General features: G+C 72.2%; 17 protein-coding genes and 1 tRNA gene. 13 read left to right on the plus strand and 5 right to left on the minus strand.

Going from position 1 to position 16,801, the window contains the following annotated elements; translation table 11 throughout:
• Positions 1 to 54: 54 nt before the first annotated feature.
• From ACJ5H2_RS16270 to ACJ5H2_RS16295, 6 genes are all read left to right on the plus strand, one after another.
• Positions 55 to 1,482 (plus strand): trehalose-6-phosphate synthase, encoded by a 1,428-nt coding sequence (locus ACJ5H2_RS16270; protein ID WP_408896468.1) that lies wholly within the window; start codon positions 55 to 57, stop codon positions 1,480 to 1,482.
• Positions 1,483 to 1,537: 55 nt separating this feature from the next.
• Positions 1,538 to 2,722: an alpha/beta fold hydrolase gene (locus ACJ5H2_RS16275; protein ID WP_408896469.1), complete on the plus strand. Its 1,185-nt coding sequence runs from the start codon at positions 1,538 to 1,540 to the stop codon at positions 2,720 to 2,722.
• A complete protein-coding gene (locus tag ACJ5H2_RS16280) occupies positions 2,719 to 4,053 on the plus strand; it encodes an MFS transporter (RefSeq protein WP_408896470.1) in 1,335 nt (444 codons plus the stop codon). The genes ACJ5H2_RS16275 and ACJ5H2_RS16280 overlap by 4 nt, the downstream gene beginning before the upstream one ends.
• Positions 4,031 to 5,479 carry a pyridoxal phosphate-dependent decarboxylase family protein gene (locus ACJ5H2_RS16285; RefSeq protein ID WP_408896471.1) on the plus strand — a complete coding sequence of 483 codons (1,449 nt, stop codon included), beginning with the start codon at positions 4,031 to 4,033 and terminating at the stop codon, positions 5,477 to 5,479. Before ACJ5H2_RS16280 ends, ACJ5H2_RS16285 begins: the two co-directional genes overlap by 23 nt.
• Positions 5,480 to 5,802: 323 nt before the next feature.
• Positions 5,803 to 6,501, plus strand: a complete 699-nt coding sequence (locus ACJ5H2_RS16290) for a uracil-DNA glycosylase (RefSeq protein WP_408896472.1) — start codon at positions 5,803 to 5,805, stop codon at positions 6,499 to 6,501.
• A 42-nt stretch (positions 6,502 to 6,543) separates the two neighbouring features.
• Positions 6,544 to 7,326, plus strand: a complete 783-nt coding sequence (locus ACJ5H2_RS16295) for a dioxygenase (protein WP_408896474.1) — start codon at positions 6,544 to 6,546, stop codon at positions 7,324 to 7,326.
• Here the strand turns inward: ACJ5H2_RS16295 and ACJ5H2_RS16300 are convergent.
• Positions 7,314 to 7,610: a MerR family transcriptional regulator gene (locus ACJ5H2_RS16300; protein WP_408896475.1), complete on the minus strand. Its 297-nt coding sequence runs from the start codon at positions 7,608 to 7,610 to the stop codon at positions 7,314 to 7,316. The two genes, ACJ5H2_RS16295 and ACJ5H2_RS16300, sit on opposite strands and share 13 nt — an antisense overlap.
• 85 nt (positions 7,611 to 7,695) lie before the next feature.
• On the opposite strand from ACJ5H2_RS16300, the gene ACJ5H2_RS16305 reads away from it, so the two are divergent.
• Positions 7,696 to 8,139, plus strand: coding sequence for an Hsp20/alpha crystallin family protein (locus ACJ5H2_RS16305; RefSeq protein ID WP_408896476.1), 444 nt, complete (start codon positions 7,696 to 7,698; stop codon positions 8,137 to 8,139).
• Positions 8,140 to 8,168: 29 nt separating this feature from the next.
• On the opposite strand, the gene ACJ5H2_RS16310 is transcribed toward ACJ5H2_RS16305, so the two are convergent.
• Both ACJ5H2_RS16310 and ACJ5H2_RS16315 read right to left on the minus strand, forming a co-directional pair.
• Positions 8,169 to 9,746, minus strand: coding sequence for a succinic semialdehyde dehydrogenase (locus tag ACJ5H2_RS16310; RefSeq protein ID WP_408896477.1), 1,578 nt, complete (start codon positions 9,744 to 9,746; stop codon positions 8,169 to 8,171).
• The gene (locus ACJ5H2_RS16315) at positions 9,743 to 11,398 is read right to left on the minus strand and encodes a GMC family oxidoreductase (RefSeq protein WP_408896478.1); all 1,656 of its coding nucleotides are present in this window, start codon (positions 11,396 to 11,398) and stop codon (positions 9,743 to 9,745) included. Before ACJ5H2_RS16315 ends, ACJ5H2_RS16310 begins: the two co-directional genes overlap by 4 nt.
• 122 nt (positions 11,399 to 11,520) lie before the next feature.
• On the opposite strand from ACJ5H2_RS16315, the gene pdxY reads away from it, so the two are divergent.
• From pdxY to ACJ5H2_RS16340, 5 genes are all read left to right on the plus strand, one after another.
• A complete protein-coding gene (gene pdxY, locus ACJ5H2_RS16320; protein WP_408896479.1) occupies positions 11,521 to 12,384 on the plus strand; it encodes a pyridoxal kinase PdxY in 864 nt (287 codons plus the stop codon).
• 35 nt (positions 12,385 to 12,419) lie between these two features.
• Positions 12,420 to 12,493 (plus strand) — tRNA-Thr (locus ACJ5H2_RS16325).
• A 174-nt stretch (positions 12,494 to 12,667) separates the two neighbouring features.
• On the plus strand, positions 12,668 to 12,829 hold the full coding sequence (locus tag ACJ5H2_RS16330; RefSeq protein WP_408896480.1) for a hypothetical protein: 162 nt from the start codon (positions 12,668 to 12,670) through the stop codon (positions 12,827 to 12,829).
• A gap of 41 nt (positions 12,830 to 12,870) precedes the next feature.
• Entirely contained in the window at positions 12,871 to 13,995 is a 1,125-nt protein-coding gene (locus ACJ5H2_RS16335) for an ATP-dependent DNA ligase (RefSeq protein WP_408896481.1), read from the plus strand.
• Positions 13,996 to 14,036: 41 nt separating this feature from the next.
• The gene (locus tag ACJ5H2_RS16340; RefSeq protein ID WP_408896482.1) at positions 14,037 to 14,564 is read left to right on the plus strand and encodes a hypothetical protein; all 528 of its coding nucleotides are present in this window, start codon (positions 14,037 to 14,039) and stop codon (positions 14,562 to 14,564) included.
• Between the two features lies 1 nt (position 14,565).
• Here the strand turns inward: ACJ5H2_RS16340 and ACJ5H2_RS16345 are convergent, their stop codons facing one another.
• Positions 14,566 to 15,660, minus strand: a complete 1,095-nt coding sequence (locus tag ACJ5H2_RS16345; RefSeq protein WP_408896483.1) for a DNA polymerase domain-containing protein — start codon at positions 15,658 to 15,660, stop codon at positions 14,566 to 14,568.
• 137 nt (positions 15,661 to 15,797) lie between these two features.
• Here ACJ5H2_RS16345 and ACJ5H2_RS16350 point away from each other — a divergent pair, with 137 nt between their 5' ends.
• Positions 15,798 to 16,337, plus strand: coding sequence for a hypothetical protein (locus ACJ5H2_RS16350; RefSeq protein WP_408896484.1), 540 nt, complete (start codon positions 15,798 to 15,800; stop codon positions 16,335 to 16,337).
• A gap of 51 nt (positions 16,338 to 16,388) precedes the next feature.
• Here the strand turns inward: ACJ5H2_RS16350 and msrB are convergent, their stop codons facing one another.
• The gene (gene msrB, locus ACJ5H2_RS16355) at positions 16,389 to 16,793 is read right to left on the minus strand and encodes a peptide-methionine (R)-S-oxide reductase MsrB (RefSeq protein ID WP_408896486.1); all 405 of its coding nucleotides are present in this window, start codon (positions 16,791 to 16,793) and stop codon (positions 16,389 to 16,391) included.
• Positions 16,794 to 16,801 lie beyond the last annotated feature (8 nt).

Below are 16,801 nucleotides of genomic sequence, written 5' to 3' on the forward strand. Positions count from 1 at the left end.
GGGCCAGCCCGACAGCCCGGTCCCGCGCGCGGGGGCCATGGCTAGGGTGTGCTCGTGGGCCATGACCTCGTGATCGTCGCCAACCGCCTTCCCGTCGACCGTGTCGCCGACGCGAAGGGGAAAGCACGCTGGCGCCGGTCCCCCGGCGGGCTCGTGTCCGCGATCGAGCCGGTGATGCGTGCCCACGACGGGGTCTGGATCGGATGGCCGGGCGGCACCCAGAAGTTCAAGCCGTTCCAGGTCGACGGGCTGGACCTGGTGCCGCTGGCGATGTCGGCGGAGGAGATCGAGGAGCACTACGAGGGCTTCTCGAACGGCACCCTGTGGCCGCTGTACCACGACGTCGTCGCGAAGCCGGAGTTCCACCGCGAGTGGTGGGACACCTACGTCAAGGTCAACCGGCGCTTCGCGGAGCGCGCGGCCGAGCTCGCCAACGACGGCGCGACCGTGTGGGTGCACGACTACCAGCTGCAGCTGGTGCCCCAGATGCTGCGCGAGCTGCGCCCGGACCTGCGCATCGGCTTCTACCTGCACATCCCCTTCCCACCGGCCGAGCTCTTCCAGCAGCTGCCCTGGCGCCGGCAGATCCTCGAGGGCCTGCTCGGCGCCGACCTCGTCGGCTTCCAGCTGCCCGGCGCCGCGCAGAACTTCATCCGGCTGGTGCGTCAGCGCGTCGGGCACAAGACCCATCGCGACCTCGTCTACCTCCCCGACGGCCGCACGGTCCGCGCCGCGGCCTTCCCCATCTCGATCGACGCCGCGGGCTTCGAGGACCTGGCGCGCTCCGAGAGCGTGGCCGAGCGTGCCGACGCGATCCGGGAGGCGCTGGGCAACCCGCGCCGGATCTTCCTGGGCATCGACCGGCTCGACTACACCAAGGGCATCTACGCCCGGCTGCGTGCCTTCGGCGAGCTGATCAGCGACGGAGCCCTCAGCGTCGACGACGCCGTCTTCGTCCAGGTCGCGGTGCCCTCCCGCGAGCGGGTCGAGCACTACCGCAACCTGCGCGACGACATCGAGCGCCTGGTCGGCCGGCTCAACGGCGACCTCGGGCGGATCGGCCGTCCGGCGATCAGCTACCTGCACACGTCGTACCCCCGCGAGGAGATGGCCGCGCTCTACCGGGCGGCGGACGTCATGGTGGTCACGCCCTACCGCGACGGGATGAACCTCGTCGCCAAGGAGTACGTCGCCTGCCGGGTCGACGACGACGGTGCCCTCGTGCTCTCGGAGTTCGCGGGCGCGGCCGACGAGCTGCGCCAGGCGTGGCTGGTCAACCCCTACGACATGAACGGCATGAAGGCCGCGCTGCTCGAGGCGTACGAGGCCGAGCCCAAGGAGCTGACCCGGCGGATGAAGGCGATGCGCAAGCAGATCGCCCAGCACGACGTGAAGGCGTGGGCCGACAGCTTCATGACCGAGCTCGAGGACGAGAGCCACCACGTGCACACCAAGCAGGTCCGCCCGGCCACCCGGTCCTGACGGGCGTTCGGCGGACGACGCCCTCGCGGGGCCCGTGGCGCGGTAGTTTTCGCTCATGGATCTGGTGCCCCTGCGCTCCGTGCCCGGAGCCGGCCTGCTCCCCGCCCCGGACCAGGTCGTGGCCGCCGCGAGCAATGTCGCCCACAAGCTGCTGTACGGCGGCGTGGCCGACCTGCGGCCGATGCCTCGCACCCTCATCGACGACGGCACCCTGCGCGAGGTCTACCACTACCGACCCTCCGGTCACGTCCAGGAGCACGGCGACCCGGTGCTCCTGGTGACGCCCCTGGCCGCTCCGTCGAGCTGCTACGACCTTCGCCGCGGCTGCTCGCTGGTGGAGCACTTCGTGACCGAGGGCCGCCCGACCTATCTCGTGGAGTACGGCGAGGTGTCCTTCCGGGACCGGAACCTCGGCATGGAGCACTGGGTCGACGAGGTCGTGCCGAGCGCGATCCGCGCGGTCTCCGAGCATGCCGGGGGCCGCCCGGTGCACGTGATCGGCTGGTCCCTCGGTGGCATCTTCTCGCTGCTGACCCTCGCCGACCAGCGCTCCGGCGACCTGCCCGTCGCGTCGCTGACGGTGGTCGGGTCCCCGATCGACATCTCCCTGGTGCCGCTCCTCGCGCCCTTCCGCCCGCTGCTCAACCTGTTCAACGGCAACGGCCCCATCACCCGGGGCTACCAGATGCTCGGCGGCGCCCCGAAGCCCCTGGTGAAGTGGGCCTTCCAGCTCACGGCGTTCCAGAAGCTCGTCACGAAGCCGATCGCGCTGGCGACCCACGTCGACGACCGCGAGTTCCTCGCGCAGGTCGAGGCGGTCGACCACTTCACCGCCAACATGATCGCCTACCCCGGCCGCACCTTCGGCCAGCTCTATCACCGCTTCGCGAAGGGCAACCAGCTCGCGCGGGGCACCTTCGAGCTCGACGACCGGACCATCGACCTGGGCGAGATCACCGTCCCGGTGCTGGTCTTCGGCGGAGCCACCGACGGCATCGCGCCCGTGCCGGCCGTGCGGGCCGTCGTCCCCCTGCTCACCAAGTCGCCCGAGGTGCGCTTCGAGGTCGTGCCCGGCGGGCACCTCGGCATGCTCACCGGACGCGCGGCGCGGACCACCACGTGGCTGGCGATGGACGAGTGGATCACGCAGTGGTCGACGGACAACAGGCCGGCCGCCCCGATCGGGACGAACCGCAGGCGCCGACACTCCTCGGCGGCATCGCGAGCCCTCGGGAAGTGAGCGCGCTGCCCCGCGGCGTGCGAGTCGGTTACGGCGCCGGCTCGGTCGCGACGGGGGCGTTCGGCACCGTGCCGGGGCTGATGCTGCTCCCCTACCTGACCGACACCCTCGCCGTACCGGCGCTGCTGGCGGGCGCGATCGTGTTCCTGCCGAAGGCGTGGGACGTCGTCCTCAACCCGGTCGCGGGCCGGGTGAGCGACCGCACCGTGGACCCACGCGGCCCGCGCCGCCCCTGGCTGCTGCGCGCCGGGCTCGTGCTGGGCGCCTGCTTCGCGCTGCTCTTCGCCGCCCCCGACCTCGGCTCCCGGACCCTCGACGCCGCGTGGGTGCTGGTGGCCTTCCTCGCCTGCGCGACGGCGTACGCGTTCTTCCAGGTGCCCTATGTCGCGATGCCCGCGGAGATCACCGACTCCTACGCCGAGCGCACGCGGCTGATGACCTGGCGGGTGGGCATCCTGGCCTTCACGATCCTGCTCGCAGGGGCCAGCGCGCCCGCGATCCGCGACGCGGTCGGCGGGCGGGACGGCTACCGCGTGATGGGCGTGGCGATGGCGGCGGTCATCCTCACCGGTGCGCTGCTCGCCTACCGCGGGACCCGCGGCGCGCGCGTCGGAGTCGTCGCGCCCGGCCCCGGCACCCTGAGCGACCAGCTGCGTCTGGTCGCCGCCGCCCGCGACTTCCGCCTGCTGCTGGCGACCTTCGTCGTGCAGGCCCTGGCGACCGGCTGCATGCTCGCCGGCGTCGACTACCTCGCCCGGGAGGTGCTGCAGCGCGAGGGCGCGGCGACGGTCCTCTTCGTCTGCTTCGTCGGCCCGGCGCTCCTGCTCACGCCGGCCTGGGCGGCCGTCGGTCGACGGGTCGGGAAGAAGCGGGGCTATGTCGCCTCGTCGCTGGTGCTCGCCGCGGGGGCGGCGCTGGCGGCGTTCGCCGGGCACGCGCCGGCGGCGGCCGTGTTCGCCGCGGTCGGCCTCGTCGGCGTCGGCTACGCCGGCGTGCAGGTCTTCCCGATGGCCATGCTGCCGGACGCGGCAGCCGTCGACGCCCGGCGCACCGGGTCCTCCCGGGTGGGCGTCTACACCGGCGTGTGGACGGCCGGCGAGACCCTCGGCCTCGCCCTCGGCCCCGGGCTGTTCGCCGTCGTGCTCGCGCTCGGCTCCTACCGCTCCAGCGAGAGCGGGGACGTCGTCCAGCCGGACTCCGCGGTCACGGCGATCACCCTGGGCTTCTCGGTGCTGCCGGCACTGCTGGTGCTGGCCAGCCTGTGGTGGCTGCGCGGCTACGCTCTCGACGAGAGGGAGGTGGACCGCAGTGACGGCACCGTCGACGCCTGACCGCATCCGCGCCCGGCTGGCGGCCCTGCAGGAGGGCGACCTTCCGGTGCAGGGCGGCCGCACCCTCGCCTACGTGTACGACGCCGGGCTGGCCGAGGTCGACGCTCTGGCCCGGGAGGCGGTGGCGGCGTTCTCCGGCAGCAACGGTCTCGACCCGACCGCCTTCCCCAGCCTGCTGGCCATGGAGAACGACCTCGTCGCCTTCGCGCGCGAGCTCGTCGACGGGCCCGAGACGATGGTGGGGACACTGACCTCGGGCGGCACCGAGTCCTGCCTGCTGGCGGTCCAGGGAGCGCGCGACGCGCGCCCGGAGGTGAGCGCGCCGTCGATCGTCGTGCCCGACACGGTGCACGCCGCCTTCCCCAAGGCCGGGCACTACTTCGGGGTCCGGGTACGCGTCGTGCCCACGGCTCCCGACCATCGCGCCGACCCGGCGGCGATGGCGGCGGCGATCGACGACACCACCGTGCTGGTCGTCGCCAGCGCGCCGTCGTACGCCGACGGCGTGGTCGACCCCGTGCCCGCGATCGCCGCCGCGGCGTCGGCGCGGGGCGTGCGCTGCCACGTCGACGCCTGCATCGGCGGCTGGGTGCTGCCGTACGCCGCCCGCCTGGGGCGGCCGGTGCCGCCGTGGACGTTCGCGGTCGAGGGCGTCACCTCGATCTCGATGGACCTGCACAAGTACGGCTACGCCCCCAAGGGGGCCTCGCTGCTCCTGCACCGCACCCCCGCGCTGCGCCGGCCCCAGTACTTCGCGCATGCCGGCTGGCCGGGCTACACGATGCTCAACGCCACCCTGCAGTCCACCCGCTCGGGCGGGCCGACCGCCGGAGCGTGGGCCACGGTGCAGGCGATCGGGCACGACGGCTACCTGTCGCTGACCGAGCGCGCGCTGGCCGCCACCGACGCGATCGCGGCGGGGATCGCGGCTCTCGACGGGTTGGCGGTGGTCGCGGCTCCCGCCTCCACCCTGGTCGCCGCGGTGGCCGACGGGCCGCTCGACGTCTTCACCGTCTGCGACGAGATGGCCGCACGCGGGTGGTTCGTCCAGCCGCAGCTCTCCTACGGCGAGCGGCCGCCGTCGCTGCACCTCGCGGTCAGCGCGGCGACGGACCCCGTCGCGTTCCTCGACGCGCTGGCGGCGTCCGTCGCGGCAGCGCGCGCCAGCGGCCCGGTGCCGGTGGATCCCGCCGTCGCCGACCTCCTGCGCGGACTCGACCCCGCCTCCCTCGGCGACGACGAGCTCGACCTGCTCCTCGCCGCCGGCGGCCTCGCCGGCGAGAGCGGCGACCTGGCGCTGCCGGAGCGGATGGCCTCGGTCAACGCCCTGCTCGACGTCGCCCCGCCGGCCCTGCGCGAGGCGGTGCTGGTCGCCTTCCTCGACCGGCTGGCGCGGCCGACGGCCCCGATCGCCGCAGGCTCGTAGTCCCAAAGGACTAGCGGAGGCGAGCCGCGTTCCCGATCCCGGGACCTCCGTCCCGACCGTAGATTTCTCATCACCGACGCGGACCCCGAGGTTCGCTGGAGGGAGCCCCACCGGGTCCGGCACCCCATTGCCGGGAGTGCCCCCGGAGGACCAGCAAGGGCTCGGGATCCGCGTCGGAGCTACGCCGTGGCCGGCGGTGGCGCCCCTGGGAGGGAGAGGGGCGCCCGCCGGCGACGCGGCGTACGAAGGCAGCACCACGGCCGGACCTCGGGAGGGGTGGGGTCTGGGGGACCGCGACACCGTTGGTGTCCTAGGGTTCGGCCGTGGGTGCTCTCCAGGGACTCGTCGACCAGGGCCTGATGGCCGCCGACTGGGCCGAGGCCCTCGCTCCCGTCGAGGACCGGATCGCCGCGCTGGGGCGCTTCCTCCGGGCCGAGATCGCCGCGGGCCGGTCCTACCTGCCGGCGGGCGAGCACGTCTTCCGCGCCTTCCAGCGCCCGCTCGCCGAGGTCCGCGTCCTCCTGGTCGGCCAGGACCCCTATCCCACGCCGGGCCACCCGATCGGGCTGAGCTTCGCGGTAGACCGAGGGGTGCGGCCGATCCCCCGGAGCCTGGCCAACATCTACCAGGAGCTGGCCGACGACGTCGGCTTCGTCTCGCCCGGCCACGGCGACCTCACCGGGTGGGCCGACCAGGGCGTGATGCTCCTCAACCGGGTCCTCACGGTGCGCGCGGGCGAGCCGGGCTCACACCGTGGCCAGGGCTGGGAGCACGTCACGGCGTGTGCGATCCAGGCCGTCGTACGGCGTGCCGAGGCGGGCGCGCCGGTCGCGGCCATCCTGTGGGGGCGGGACGCGCAGACGCTCACGGCGCACCTCGGCCCGATCCCGGCGGTCGCGTCACCCCACCCCTCGCCGCTGTCCGCCTCGCGCGGGTTCTTCGGCTCACGGCCGTTCAGCCGGGTCAACCAGCTGCTCGCCGAGCGCGGCGCGCCTCCGGTCGACTGGGCCTTGCCGGCCTGACCCCTCGGGAATATAGTTGAACTCTCAACTATTGAGGTGGCCATGACCGAGACCAGCACGCGCATGCCGGCCCTCTACATCGGGCACGGCGCTCCCCCGCTCCTCGACGACCCGCTCTGGTCGGGTCAGCTGGCCGCGTGGGCGCGCGACCTGCCCCGCCCGAAGGCTGTCCTCATCGTCAGCGCCCACTGGGAGTCGGCACCGCTCTCGCTGTCGGCGAGCGGGGCGCCCCTGGTCTACGACTTCGGCGGGTTCGCGCCGAAGTACTACCGGATGACCTACGCGACGCCCGACGCGACGGCCCTCGCCGCGCAGGTCGCGGCGATGATGCCGCGCACCGAGCCGATCCACCAGCACGCCTCGCGCGGACTCGACCACGGCGCATGGGTGCCGCTGAAGATCATGTACCCGCATGCCGACATCCCGGTGCTGCAGATGTCGCTGCCGACCCACGACCCGGGACGGCTGATGGAGATCGGGCGGCGACTCCGGCCGCTGCGCGACGAGGGCGTCCTCATCATCGGGTCCGGCTTCCTCACCCACGGGCTGCCGTTCCTCACCTCGTGGCAGCTCGACGCCGAGGCCCCCGGCTGGTCGAGGGACTTCGACGCCTGGGCGGGCGAGGCGATGGCGCGCGGCGACGTCGACGAGCTGGCGTCGTACCGCTCCTCGGCGCCGGGCATGCCCTTCGCCCACCCCACCGTCGAACACTACACGCCGCTGTTCGTCACCCTGGGCGCCGCGAGCGACCCCGGTGAGCCCGGCGAGCAGGTGATCGACGGCTTCTGGATGGGCCTGTCGAAGCGCAGCCTTCAGGTCGCCTGAGCCAGCCGTCGACGCAGCCGCGCCACCTCCGCCTCGAGCTCCAGGACCCGGGCGATGCCCGCGAGGTTGAGCCCCTCGGCGAGCAGGTCGCGGATGCGGTGCAGCGTCTCGATGTCGGCCCGGCTGTAGAGCCGGGTGCCGCCCTCGCTGCGCGCCGGGGCCAGCAGTCCGCGGCGCTCGTAGACGCGCAGGTTCTGGATCTGCAGCGACGTCATCTCGGCCGCGACCGAGATCGCGAAGACACCGCGCGTGCGCTCCGCGTGCTCGCCGGATCCTTGATTCACGGGATCACATTATCTATAACTGTTGTTGCAGATCAACGAATCCTGTCCGGCACACCCGCCGGCGTATCCCGAAGGAGGAGATGTCATGTTGCTGCGCACCACCGACCCGTTCCGTGACTTCGACCGGCTCGCCGGCCAGCTCCTGGGCGCCGGCCTCGGCACGACGAACCGCCCGGCCGTCATGCCGATGGACGCGTGGCGCCAGGGCGAGCAGTTCGTCTTGGAGTTCGACCTCCCCGGCGTCAGCAAGGAGAGCATCGACATCGACGTCGAGCGCAACGTGCTGACGATCAGGGCCGAGCGGGTCGCCGGCAACGGCGACTGGCAGCGGCTCGCGTCGGAGCGGACCCACGGCCAGTTCTCGCGCCAGCTCGTCCTGGGCGACAACCTCGACCTCGAGCGCATCGAGGCGGCCTACGACAACGGCGTGCTGCGACTGGTGATCCCGGTGGCGGAGAAGGCCAAGCCGCGCAAGGTCGAGATCTCCGGGGCCGCGCCCTCCGGCGACCGCGAGGCGATCGAGGCCTGAGCCGCAGGGGCTCCGCGTCCGCGGCCGCCTCAGCGGACGCGGAGCCTCCGCATCAGCTTCAGCGACGACAGCATCTGCTTGACGTACGCGTCATAGGGCTGACCTGGTCGCGGGCCCATCACCTGCTTCTTGAGCACGGCGACGTTCTTCGCGTCGGTGTACTTCAGCAGGCCCTGGTCGCCGTGGCGGGCGCCGACGCCCGAGTTCTTCACCCCGCCGGAGGGCGAGCCCTTCGACGCGTAGGCCGTCGCGAGCGCGTCGTTGATGTTGACGTTGCCCGACTCGATCCGCGCAGCGACCTCCTCGGCACGGGCCAGGTCGCCGCCCCAGACCGAGGCGTTGAGGCCGTAGTCGGTGTCGTTGGCGAGGCGGATCGCCTCGTCGACCGTGCGGTAGGGGTAGAGCGCGACGACGGGGCCGAAGGTCTCGGTGTGCCCGGCGAGCATGTCCTGCGTGACGCCCTCGAGCACGGTCGGCTCGAAGAAGGCGGGGCCGATGTCGGGCCGCGCACGGCCGCCGGTGAGCACGGTGGCGCCCTTCGCGACGGCGTCCTCGACGTGCGAGGCGACCCGGTCGCAGTGGTCGGGGCTGACCAGGGAGCCGATCTCCGGGCCGAAGTCGTACGCCGCGCCGATCCGGAGGCCGGCCGCGCGCGTGACGAAGGCGGACCTGAGCTCGTCGTACCGGCTCTCGGGAAGGTAGATCCGCTCGATGTGCATGCAGATCTGCCCGGTGTTGCCGAACACGCCGAACACCGCACTCTCGACCCACTCCGCGACGCCCGCGTCATCGAGGTCGTCGAGCACGATCATCGGGTTCTTCCCACCCAGCTCGAGGCAGCAGCCGATCAGGTTGCGCCCCGCCCGCTCCCCGATGACCCGACCGGTTGCGGTGGAGCCGGTGAACATGACGTAGTCGGCATTGTCGATCAGGGTCGGCCCGATGTCGGGCCCCTCGCCGCACACCACCTGGAACAGGCCCTTCGGCAGGCCCGCCTCCTCCAGCAGCGAGATGCCGTAGAGCGGCGACAATGCGGTCTTGTTGTCGGGCTTCACCACCACCGCGTTGCCCGCGATCAACGCCGGGATGGCGTCGGAGAGGCCGGTCGCGAACGGGAAGTTCCACGGCGCGATGATGCCGACGACGCCCTTGGGCACGCGGACCTCGGTCGAGCCGGAGACGACCGGCACCGGGCCGCCGTGCCGCTTCGGCGCGAGCAGCCTCTTGGCGCGCTTGAGGTAGTACGACATGACCATCGGCGGGTCGCACGTCTCCTCGATGGCCATCCGCCGGTTCTTGCCGCTCTCGACCTGGATCAGGTCCGCCGTGGTGTGGGCGTTGTCGACGAGCAGCGTGTGCGCCCGGGCGAAGACCTCGAGCCGCTTGGCGACCGGCCACTGCGCCCACAGCCGCTGGGCGGCGCGCGCCTCGGCGAAGGCGTCCTCGATGTCCTCGGGCGTCGACTGCGGCAGCTCGACGAGGACGTCACCGGTGTAGACCTCGGTGAGCTTCCACGTCGCGCCGCTGCGGCCGGGGACCCGGGCGACCAGGCGCTCGAGCAGCTCGTCGGTCACGGAGGCCGGCCGCGTCGGCGTACCCGCGGTCACCAGTCGGCTCCGCCCAGGATGAGCTCGGCGGCCTTCTCGCCGATCATGTAGCAGGGCGCGTTCGTGTTGCCGCCGGTGATGCTCGGCATGATCGAGGCGTCGGCGACGCGCAGCCCCTCGACGCCGCGGACCTTGAGGTCCGGGCCCACGACCGCCCGCTCGTCGACGCCCATCCGGCAGGTGCCGACGCCGTGGTAGACCGAGGTCGAGCGGTTCTTGAGCGCCACGCGGAGCTCCTTGCCGTTGGGGACCGAGGGGCCGGGATGGATCTCCTCCTTGACCGCTCCCCCGAACGCCGCGGAGGCCATGATCTCGCGGATCATCTCGGTGCCCTCGGCGAGCACCTCCACGTCGGCGGGATCGGTGAAGAACCCGTAGTCGACCAGCGGCGCGGCCGCCGGGTCGGCCGAGGCGAGCCGCAGGGTGCCGCGGCTCTTGGGGTAGATCAGCGTCGAGAACACGGTGAGCGAGGGCCGGCCGTCGGGGATGTGCCGGATCGGCTCGTCCTGGTTGGGGCTCGGGTAGGCCCACGGCAGCATGTGCAGCTGGAGGTCCGGTACGTCGGTGGCGGCCGAGGTCCGCACGAAGCCCACCGACTCGAACACCGAGTTGTCCAGGAAGGACTCGCCCCGCACCAGGTCGCGGGCGATGCCCTTGAAGAAGGTCCACGCATTGCCGCGGTACTGCACGCTCGGCACGTGGAAGGACAGCGGGTGGAAGAGGTGGTCGTGGAGGTTGTCGCCGACCGGGAGGTCCGCGACGCAGTCGATGCCGACGCTGGCCAGGTGGTCGGCGTGGCCGATGCCCGAGAGCATGAGGAGCTGGGGGCTGTTCGCGAAGCCGGCGGACAGGATGACCTCTTTGCCCGCCCGGATCAGCCGCCGCGTGCCGCCGCCGCGTCCCTGGTCGAGGACCTCGACGCCGGTGGCGCGGCCGCCGGTGACGACGACCTTGGTCACGAGCACCTCGGTCTGGAACTCCAGGGTGCGCGGCGCGAGGTCGTGGACGTAGCCGCGGGTGGCGGAGTAGCGGGTGCCGTCCGCGGCGTTCTGCTGCATCCGCGCGATGCCCTCCTGCTCCGCCGCGTTGTAGTCGTCGAGGATCTTCACGCCGAGGGTGTCCGCCGTCGCCTGGATGAACCGCAGGCTGGCCTCCTGCGGTGACTTGTTGCGGGTGATCTTGATCGGCCCGCCGGCGCCCCGGTAGGCGTTCTCGCCGTCCTCGAAGTCCTCGTAGCGCTTGAACGCGGCGTTGACGCTGTCGGCGTCCCACCCGACGTTGCCCTCGGCGGCCCAGGAGTCGTAGTTGGCGCGGTTGCCGCGGACGTAGACCATGCCGTTGACCGAGCTGGACCCGCCGCCCACCTTGCCCCGCGGCACGGGCATCCGGCGCCCGTCGAGGCCGGGCTGCGGGACGGAGCGGTAGCCCCAGTCGAAGAGCCGCTCGAGCCGCGGCTCGGAGTGCATCGGGCCGATCATGCCGGGCTTGCGGGTGAAGTACCCGTGCATGCCCTTCTCGTCGGACTTGCCGGCCTCGAGGAGGATCACGCTCGCGCCGGACTGGGCCAGGCGGCCGGCGACGATCGCACCGGAGCTGCCGGATCCGACCACCACGTAGTCGGCTTCGTTCGAGTACGGCGGGCGCTTGGCCATGGGGAGTCCATCCTTCGTGCTGTGACCGGCGTCATGCAGGGACGGTCACTGTAACGCGTTCTAGTTTCTTCACGAAAGGGTTTCACTTTCCCGATTCCGCGGGCGCGCGGGAGGATGGGCGGGTGCGCATCCTGTCCATCCAGTCCTCCGTCGCCTACGGCCACGTCGGCAACTCCGCGGCCGTCTTCCCGCTGCAGCGCCTCGGCCACGAGGTCTGGCCGGTCTTCACGGTGCACTTCTCCAACCACACCGGGTACGGCGCCTGGCGCGGACCGCTCCTCGACCCGGCCGACGTCGCCGCGGTGATCACCGGGATCGAGGAGCGCGGCGTGCTCCCCACCTGCGACGCCGTGCTGTCCGGCTACCAGGGCTCCCCCGCGGTCGCCGCCGTGATCGTCGACGCCGTCCGCCGGGTCAAGGCGGCCAACCCCGCGGCGACGTACACCTGCGACCCGGTGATGGGCAACGCCAGGTCCGGCTGCTTCGTGAACCCCGAGATCCCGCCGATCATCCGCGAGCAGGTCGTCCCGGTCGCGGACATCCTCACGCCCAACCAGTTCGAGCTCGGCTTCATCACCGGCCGCGACTCCCTCGGCGGCCCCTCGGCCATCGAGGACGTCCTCGCCGCCGCCGACGCCGTCCGCGAGATGGGCCCGTCCACCGTGCTGGTCACGTCGGTCGAGCGCGCCGGGGCGCCGGTGGACGTCATCGAGATGGTCGCGGTGACCGGCGACGGCGCCTGGATCGTGCAGACCCCGCGGCTGCCCATGAAGGCCAACGGCTCCGGCGACATCACCGCCGCCCTCTTCACCGCCCACCTGCACACGACGGGCTCGCCCGCCATCGCGCTGGGGCGGACCGTCGCGTCGGTGTACGACGTGCTCAAGACCACCCTGGAGTCGGGCGAGCGCGAGCTGCGGCTGATCGCGGCCCAGGACGCGATCGCCGTACCGGACGAGCGGTTCGGGGTCACGCGGCTGCGCTGACTAGGATGGCGCCGTCGCTCGCCTCGCGGGCGCATGCCGCCTTAGCTCAGTTGGCCAGAGCGTTCGCCTTGTAAGCGAAGGGCCGTCGGTTCGAATCCGACAGGCGGCTCGACATCTCCGTCGGACCTGATTCATAGCGGTCCGCCCATGAGAACCTGCCTCGGGTGTGGCGCGCCTCTGACCAAGCGAAGCCAGAAGGTCTATTGCGACGTCAACTGCACAGGATCACCGCTGCTCGATCTGCGGCATCGTCGAGGAGTGGAACGACCAGCCCCTCGTCTTCGTGCTCGACCACATCGACGGCGACTCCAGCAACAACCACCGCGACAACCTGCGCATGGTCTGCCCCAACTGCGACTCCCAGCTCCCGACGTTCAAGAGCCGCAACCGTGGCAAGGGTCGGCACCTCCGGCGGGAGCGGTACGCGAACGGACAGTCACGCTGAGCTCACCGATGAGTGTCGGAGCCCTGACTAGTCTCACCTCCGTGGACCTCCCCGTCATGCCGCCCGTCCTGCCCATGCTCGCGAAGGCCGTGTCCGGCGTGCCCGACCCGGCGAGGTACGACGAGCGGGGCCTCAGCTTCGAGCCCAAGTGGGACGGGTTCCGGTGCATCGTGTTCCGCGACGGCGACGAGGTGGAGCTGGCGAGCCGCAACACCAAGCCCCTCACGCGCTACTTCCCCGAGCTGGTGGAGGCGATGCTCCGCGAGCTGCCGGAGCGGTGCGTGCTCGACGGGGAGATCTTCGTCGCGCTCGACGGCGAGGACGGCAAGGGGCGACTGCAGTTCGAGGTGCTGCAGGAGCGGATCCACCCGGCCGCGTCGAGGATCAGGCTGCTGTCCGAGCAGACGCCGGCGGACTTCGTGGCCTTCGACCTGCTGGCCCTCGGCGACGAGTCCTATCTCGACCGGCCCTTCGCCGAGCGGCGTGCCGCGCTGGAGCGGGCACTCGCGCACCTGTCCGCCGACCCCCTCGCCGGTGAGGGCCGCTGTCACCTGACCCGCACCAGCACCGACCCGGCGGTGGCCGAGGAGTGGTTCCACCAGTTCGAGGGAGCCGGACTCGACGGCGTCGTGGCCAAGCCGCTCGGTGCGCCGTACTCCCCCAACGCCCGCACGATGCTGAAGATCAAGCACGAGCGGACCGCGGACGTGGTGCTGGCCGGCTATCGGGAGCACAAGACGAGCACGCCGGAGAACCCGCTCGTCGGCAGCCTGCTGCTGGGCCTGTACGACGGCGGCGAGCTGCAGCACATCGGCGTCAGCGCGAGCTTCACCGCGAAGCGCCGCGCCGAGCTGTGGCACGAGCTCCAGCCGCTCGTCGTACCGATCGAGGAGCACCCGTGGGGCCGCTGGCAGGAGTTCCTCGTCGCGAACCCCGGCCGCCAGCCCGGCACCCAGAGCCGGTGGAGCCAGGGCAAGGACCTCTCGTTCACGCCGCTGCGGCCCGAGCGCGTGATCGAGGTGAAGTACGACGCCATGGAGGGCCGCCGCTTCCGGCACACCGCGCACTTCAAGCGCTGGCGCGAGGACCGCGACCCGGAGTCGTGCGGCTACGACCAGCTCGAGCAGCCGGTGCGCTACGACCTCGCGGACGTCCTCGGGGGCTGACCGGGGCTGACGCGCGCGCGCCGGAGCGGCAGGATGGTGTCATGAGCACCGCGCCCCGCGAGGAACCGTACGCCGTCGTCCTGCTCATCGAGCAGGCGCTCACCGCCGCCGACGCCGCCCAGGTCCGCGGCCTGCACCAGGAGCTCGACGACGACCCGACGATCGAGGTGCAGTACCACGTGCTGCTCCCGATGGCGGACGCCGCGGCCGCGGTCGAGGCCTCGCTCGGCGTCATCGGGGGCGCCGACCTGATCGCCCCGCCGATCACCCCCTCGCCCGACGAGATCGAGCGCCTGCGCGGCGAGTACCGCGAGCAGGCCGAGCGCGACCTCGACGCCACCCGCCAGGCACTCCTCGCGGCCGGCGCGATCGTGGCGGACGTCGCGATCGTGACCGAGCCCCCGGTCGACGCGCTGACCAGCAAGGTCAAGGAGGTCGACGGTCGCGAGGCGATCATCCTCACCCGCCCCCACCTCGTCGCGGAGTTCTTCCACGTCGACTGGACCTCACGCGCCCGCCGCAAGCTGGGCGTCCCCGTGCTCCACCTGCTCGAGCACGACGAGGGCTGAGTCAGGTCCCCTCGACCCGGTTGCCCTGCTCGTCCCAGTGCTCGGCGACCTTCTTGCTCGGCTGCACCCTGGGCGGCTCGCCCGGCATCTTCGGGTAGTCCGGCGGGAAGTTCAGCTCCCCCTCGCCGTCGGCGACCTGCTGCTCCCACAGGTCGAGCAGGGGCTGCAGCGAGTAGGCGGTGTCGTCGATCCCGGCCCAGGGGTCCGCGTCGGCCATCCGGTCCGGGACGGTGAAGAGGTTGAGCCCCCTCGGGTCGCCCACCTCGGCCAGCTCCGACCAGGTCACCGGCGTCGAGACCGGCGCGCCCGGCAGCGGTCGCAGGGAGTACGCCGAGGCGATGGTGCGGTCGCGGTTGTTCTGGTTGTAGTCGATGAAGATGCGCTCCCCGCGCTCCTCCTTCCACCACGCGGTGGTCACCTGGTCGTCGCGCCGCGCCAGCTCGCGCCCCAGGGCGATGGCCGCATGGCGCACGTCGGTGAACTCCCACCGGGGCTCGATGCGGACGTAGACGTGGACGCCCCGGTTGCCCGAGGTCTTCGGGTAGCCGACCAGGCCGAGCTCCTCGAGGAGCTCGCGGGCGACGCCGGCGACCCGGACGGCGTCCCCGAAGCCGGTCCCGGGCTGCGGGTCGAAGTCGATGCGCAGCTCGTCGGGATGGTCGACGTCGGCGCGACGCACCGGCCAGGGATGGAAGGTGAGCGTCCCCATCTGCGCGCACCACACGGGCACCGCGATCTCGGTCGGGCAGATCTCCTCGGCCGTCCGGCCCGAGGGGAAGGTGATCTCGACCGACTCGAGGTAGTCGGGCGCGCCCTTGGGCACCCGCTTCTGGTAGAACGCCTCGGCATCGTTGTCGCGTGGACCGGTGGCGAGCCGGAAGCCCTCGCGCACCCCCGACGGCCACCGCTCGAGCGCGGTCGGCCGCTCGCGCAGGGCTCGCATCAGCCCGTCGCCGACCGCGACGACGTACTCGGCGACCATGAGCTTGGTGACCTCGGGCGTGCGCTCGGTCGCCTCGTAGATCACCCGGTCCGGGCTGGACACCCGGACCTCACGGTCGCCTGCCTGGACCATCGCGGCCGCGGTCTTCGCCATGGGCCGAGCCTACGGGGAGCGGCCGATCCGAGGCCGGAGGCGGCCTCGGCAAAAGTCTCCCGCGATCCCCGTACGCCGGCGCGCGCGACGGCTAGCCTCGAGAGACCGGCGATCGGGACCGAGAGGAAGTGATCGCGATGACGGAGCCGAGCGAGCCGAGCAACGCAGACCTGGACGAGCGGCTGACCAAGCTCGAGGAGAAGGCGGACGAGTCCGGCTCGGGCGGCTACCCGAAGCCGCCGCCGGGCACCGCGCTCGCGCCGATGTTCGGCAGGAAGGCGCAGACGCGATGCGCCGCGGCGGGCCTCGCGGTCGGCCTCCTGTCCGCGGCGGCGTACGTGCGGCTCCTGTGGCCGGCAGACACCGTGCAGGGCGACGCCACGGTCGACGGGGCGTGGACGGCCGCCGCCCTCACCAGCGCGGCCACCTTCGCCGCGGGAGCCGTCCTGCTGAGCACCGGCGTCGGGCTGCTCATGGCCGAGGCGATGAGGCTGGTCGCGGCGCCGGAGGCACCCGAGGCGCCTGGCGGTCCGCAGCGGTCGGCGGCGGGCGCCTCGACGATCACCGAGGTCATCGAGGCGGTGAGCAGCCTGGCCGACAAGCTCACCCCGGCCCGGCTGCTCGTCGCGGTCGGCCTGGTGCTGCTCCTCGCCAACGCCTGGGTCGCGAAGGGCTGAGCGCCGCCGCGCGACGCGGTGCCCGACGCGCGGCGTCACGGCGTCACTGCGTCACTGCTGATCGGCGGGCTCCAGGGTGAGGCTGATCGAGTTGATGCAGTACCGGTCGCCGGTGGGCGTTCCGTACCCGTCGGGGAAGACGTGCCCGAGGTGGGAGCCGCAGTTGGCGCAGCGCACCTCGACCCGCTTCATGCCATGGGAGTTGTCCTCGACGTACTCGATCGTGTCGCTGATCGGCTGGTAGAAGCTGGGCCAGCCGCACCCGGAGTGGAACTTGGTGTCGGACTCGAAGAGCTTGGCCTGGCACGCCTTGCAGCGGTAGACGCCCGTGGTCTCGGTGTCGGTGTACTCACCGGTGAAGGCCCGCTCGGTGCCGGCCTGGCGGAGCACCTGGTACTCCTCGGGAGTGAGCTCGGCGCGCCACTGCTCGTCCGTCTTCTCGACCTCGTATGCCATGGCTCCAG

The sequence above is a fragment of the Nocardioides pymetrozini genome (assembly GCF_046058985.1).
Taxonomy (GTDB): Bacteria; Actinomycetota; Actinomycetes; order Propionibacteriales; family Nocardioidaceae; genus Nocardioides.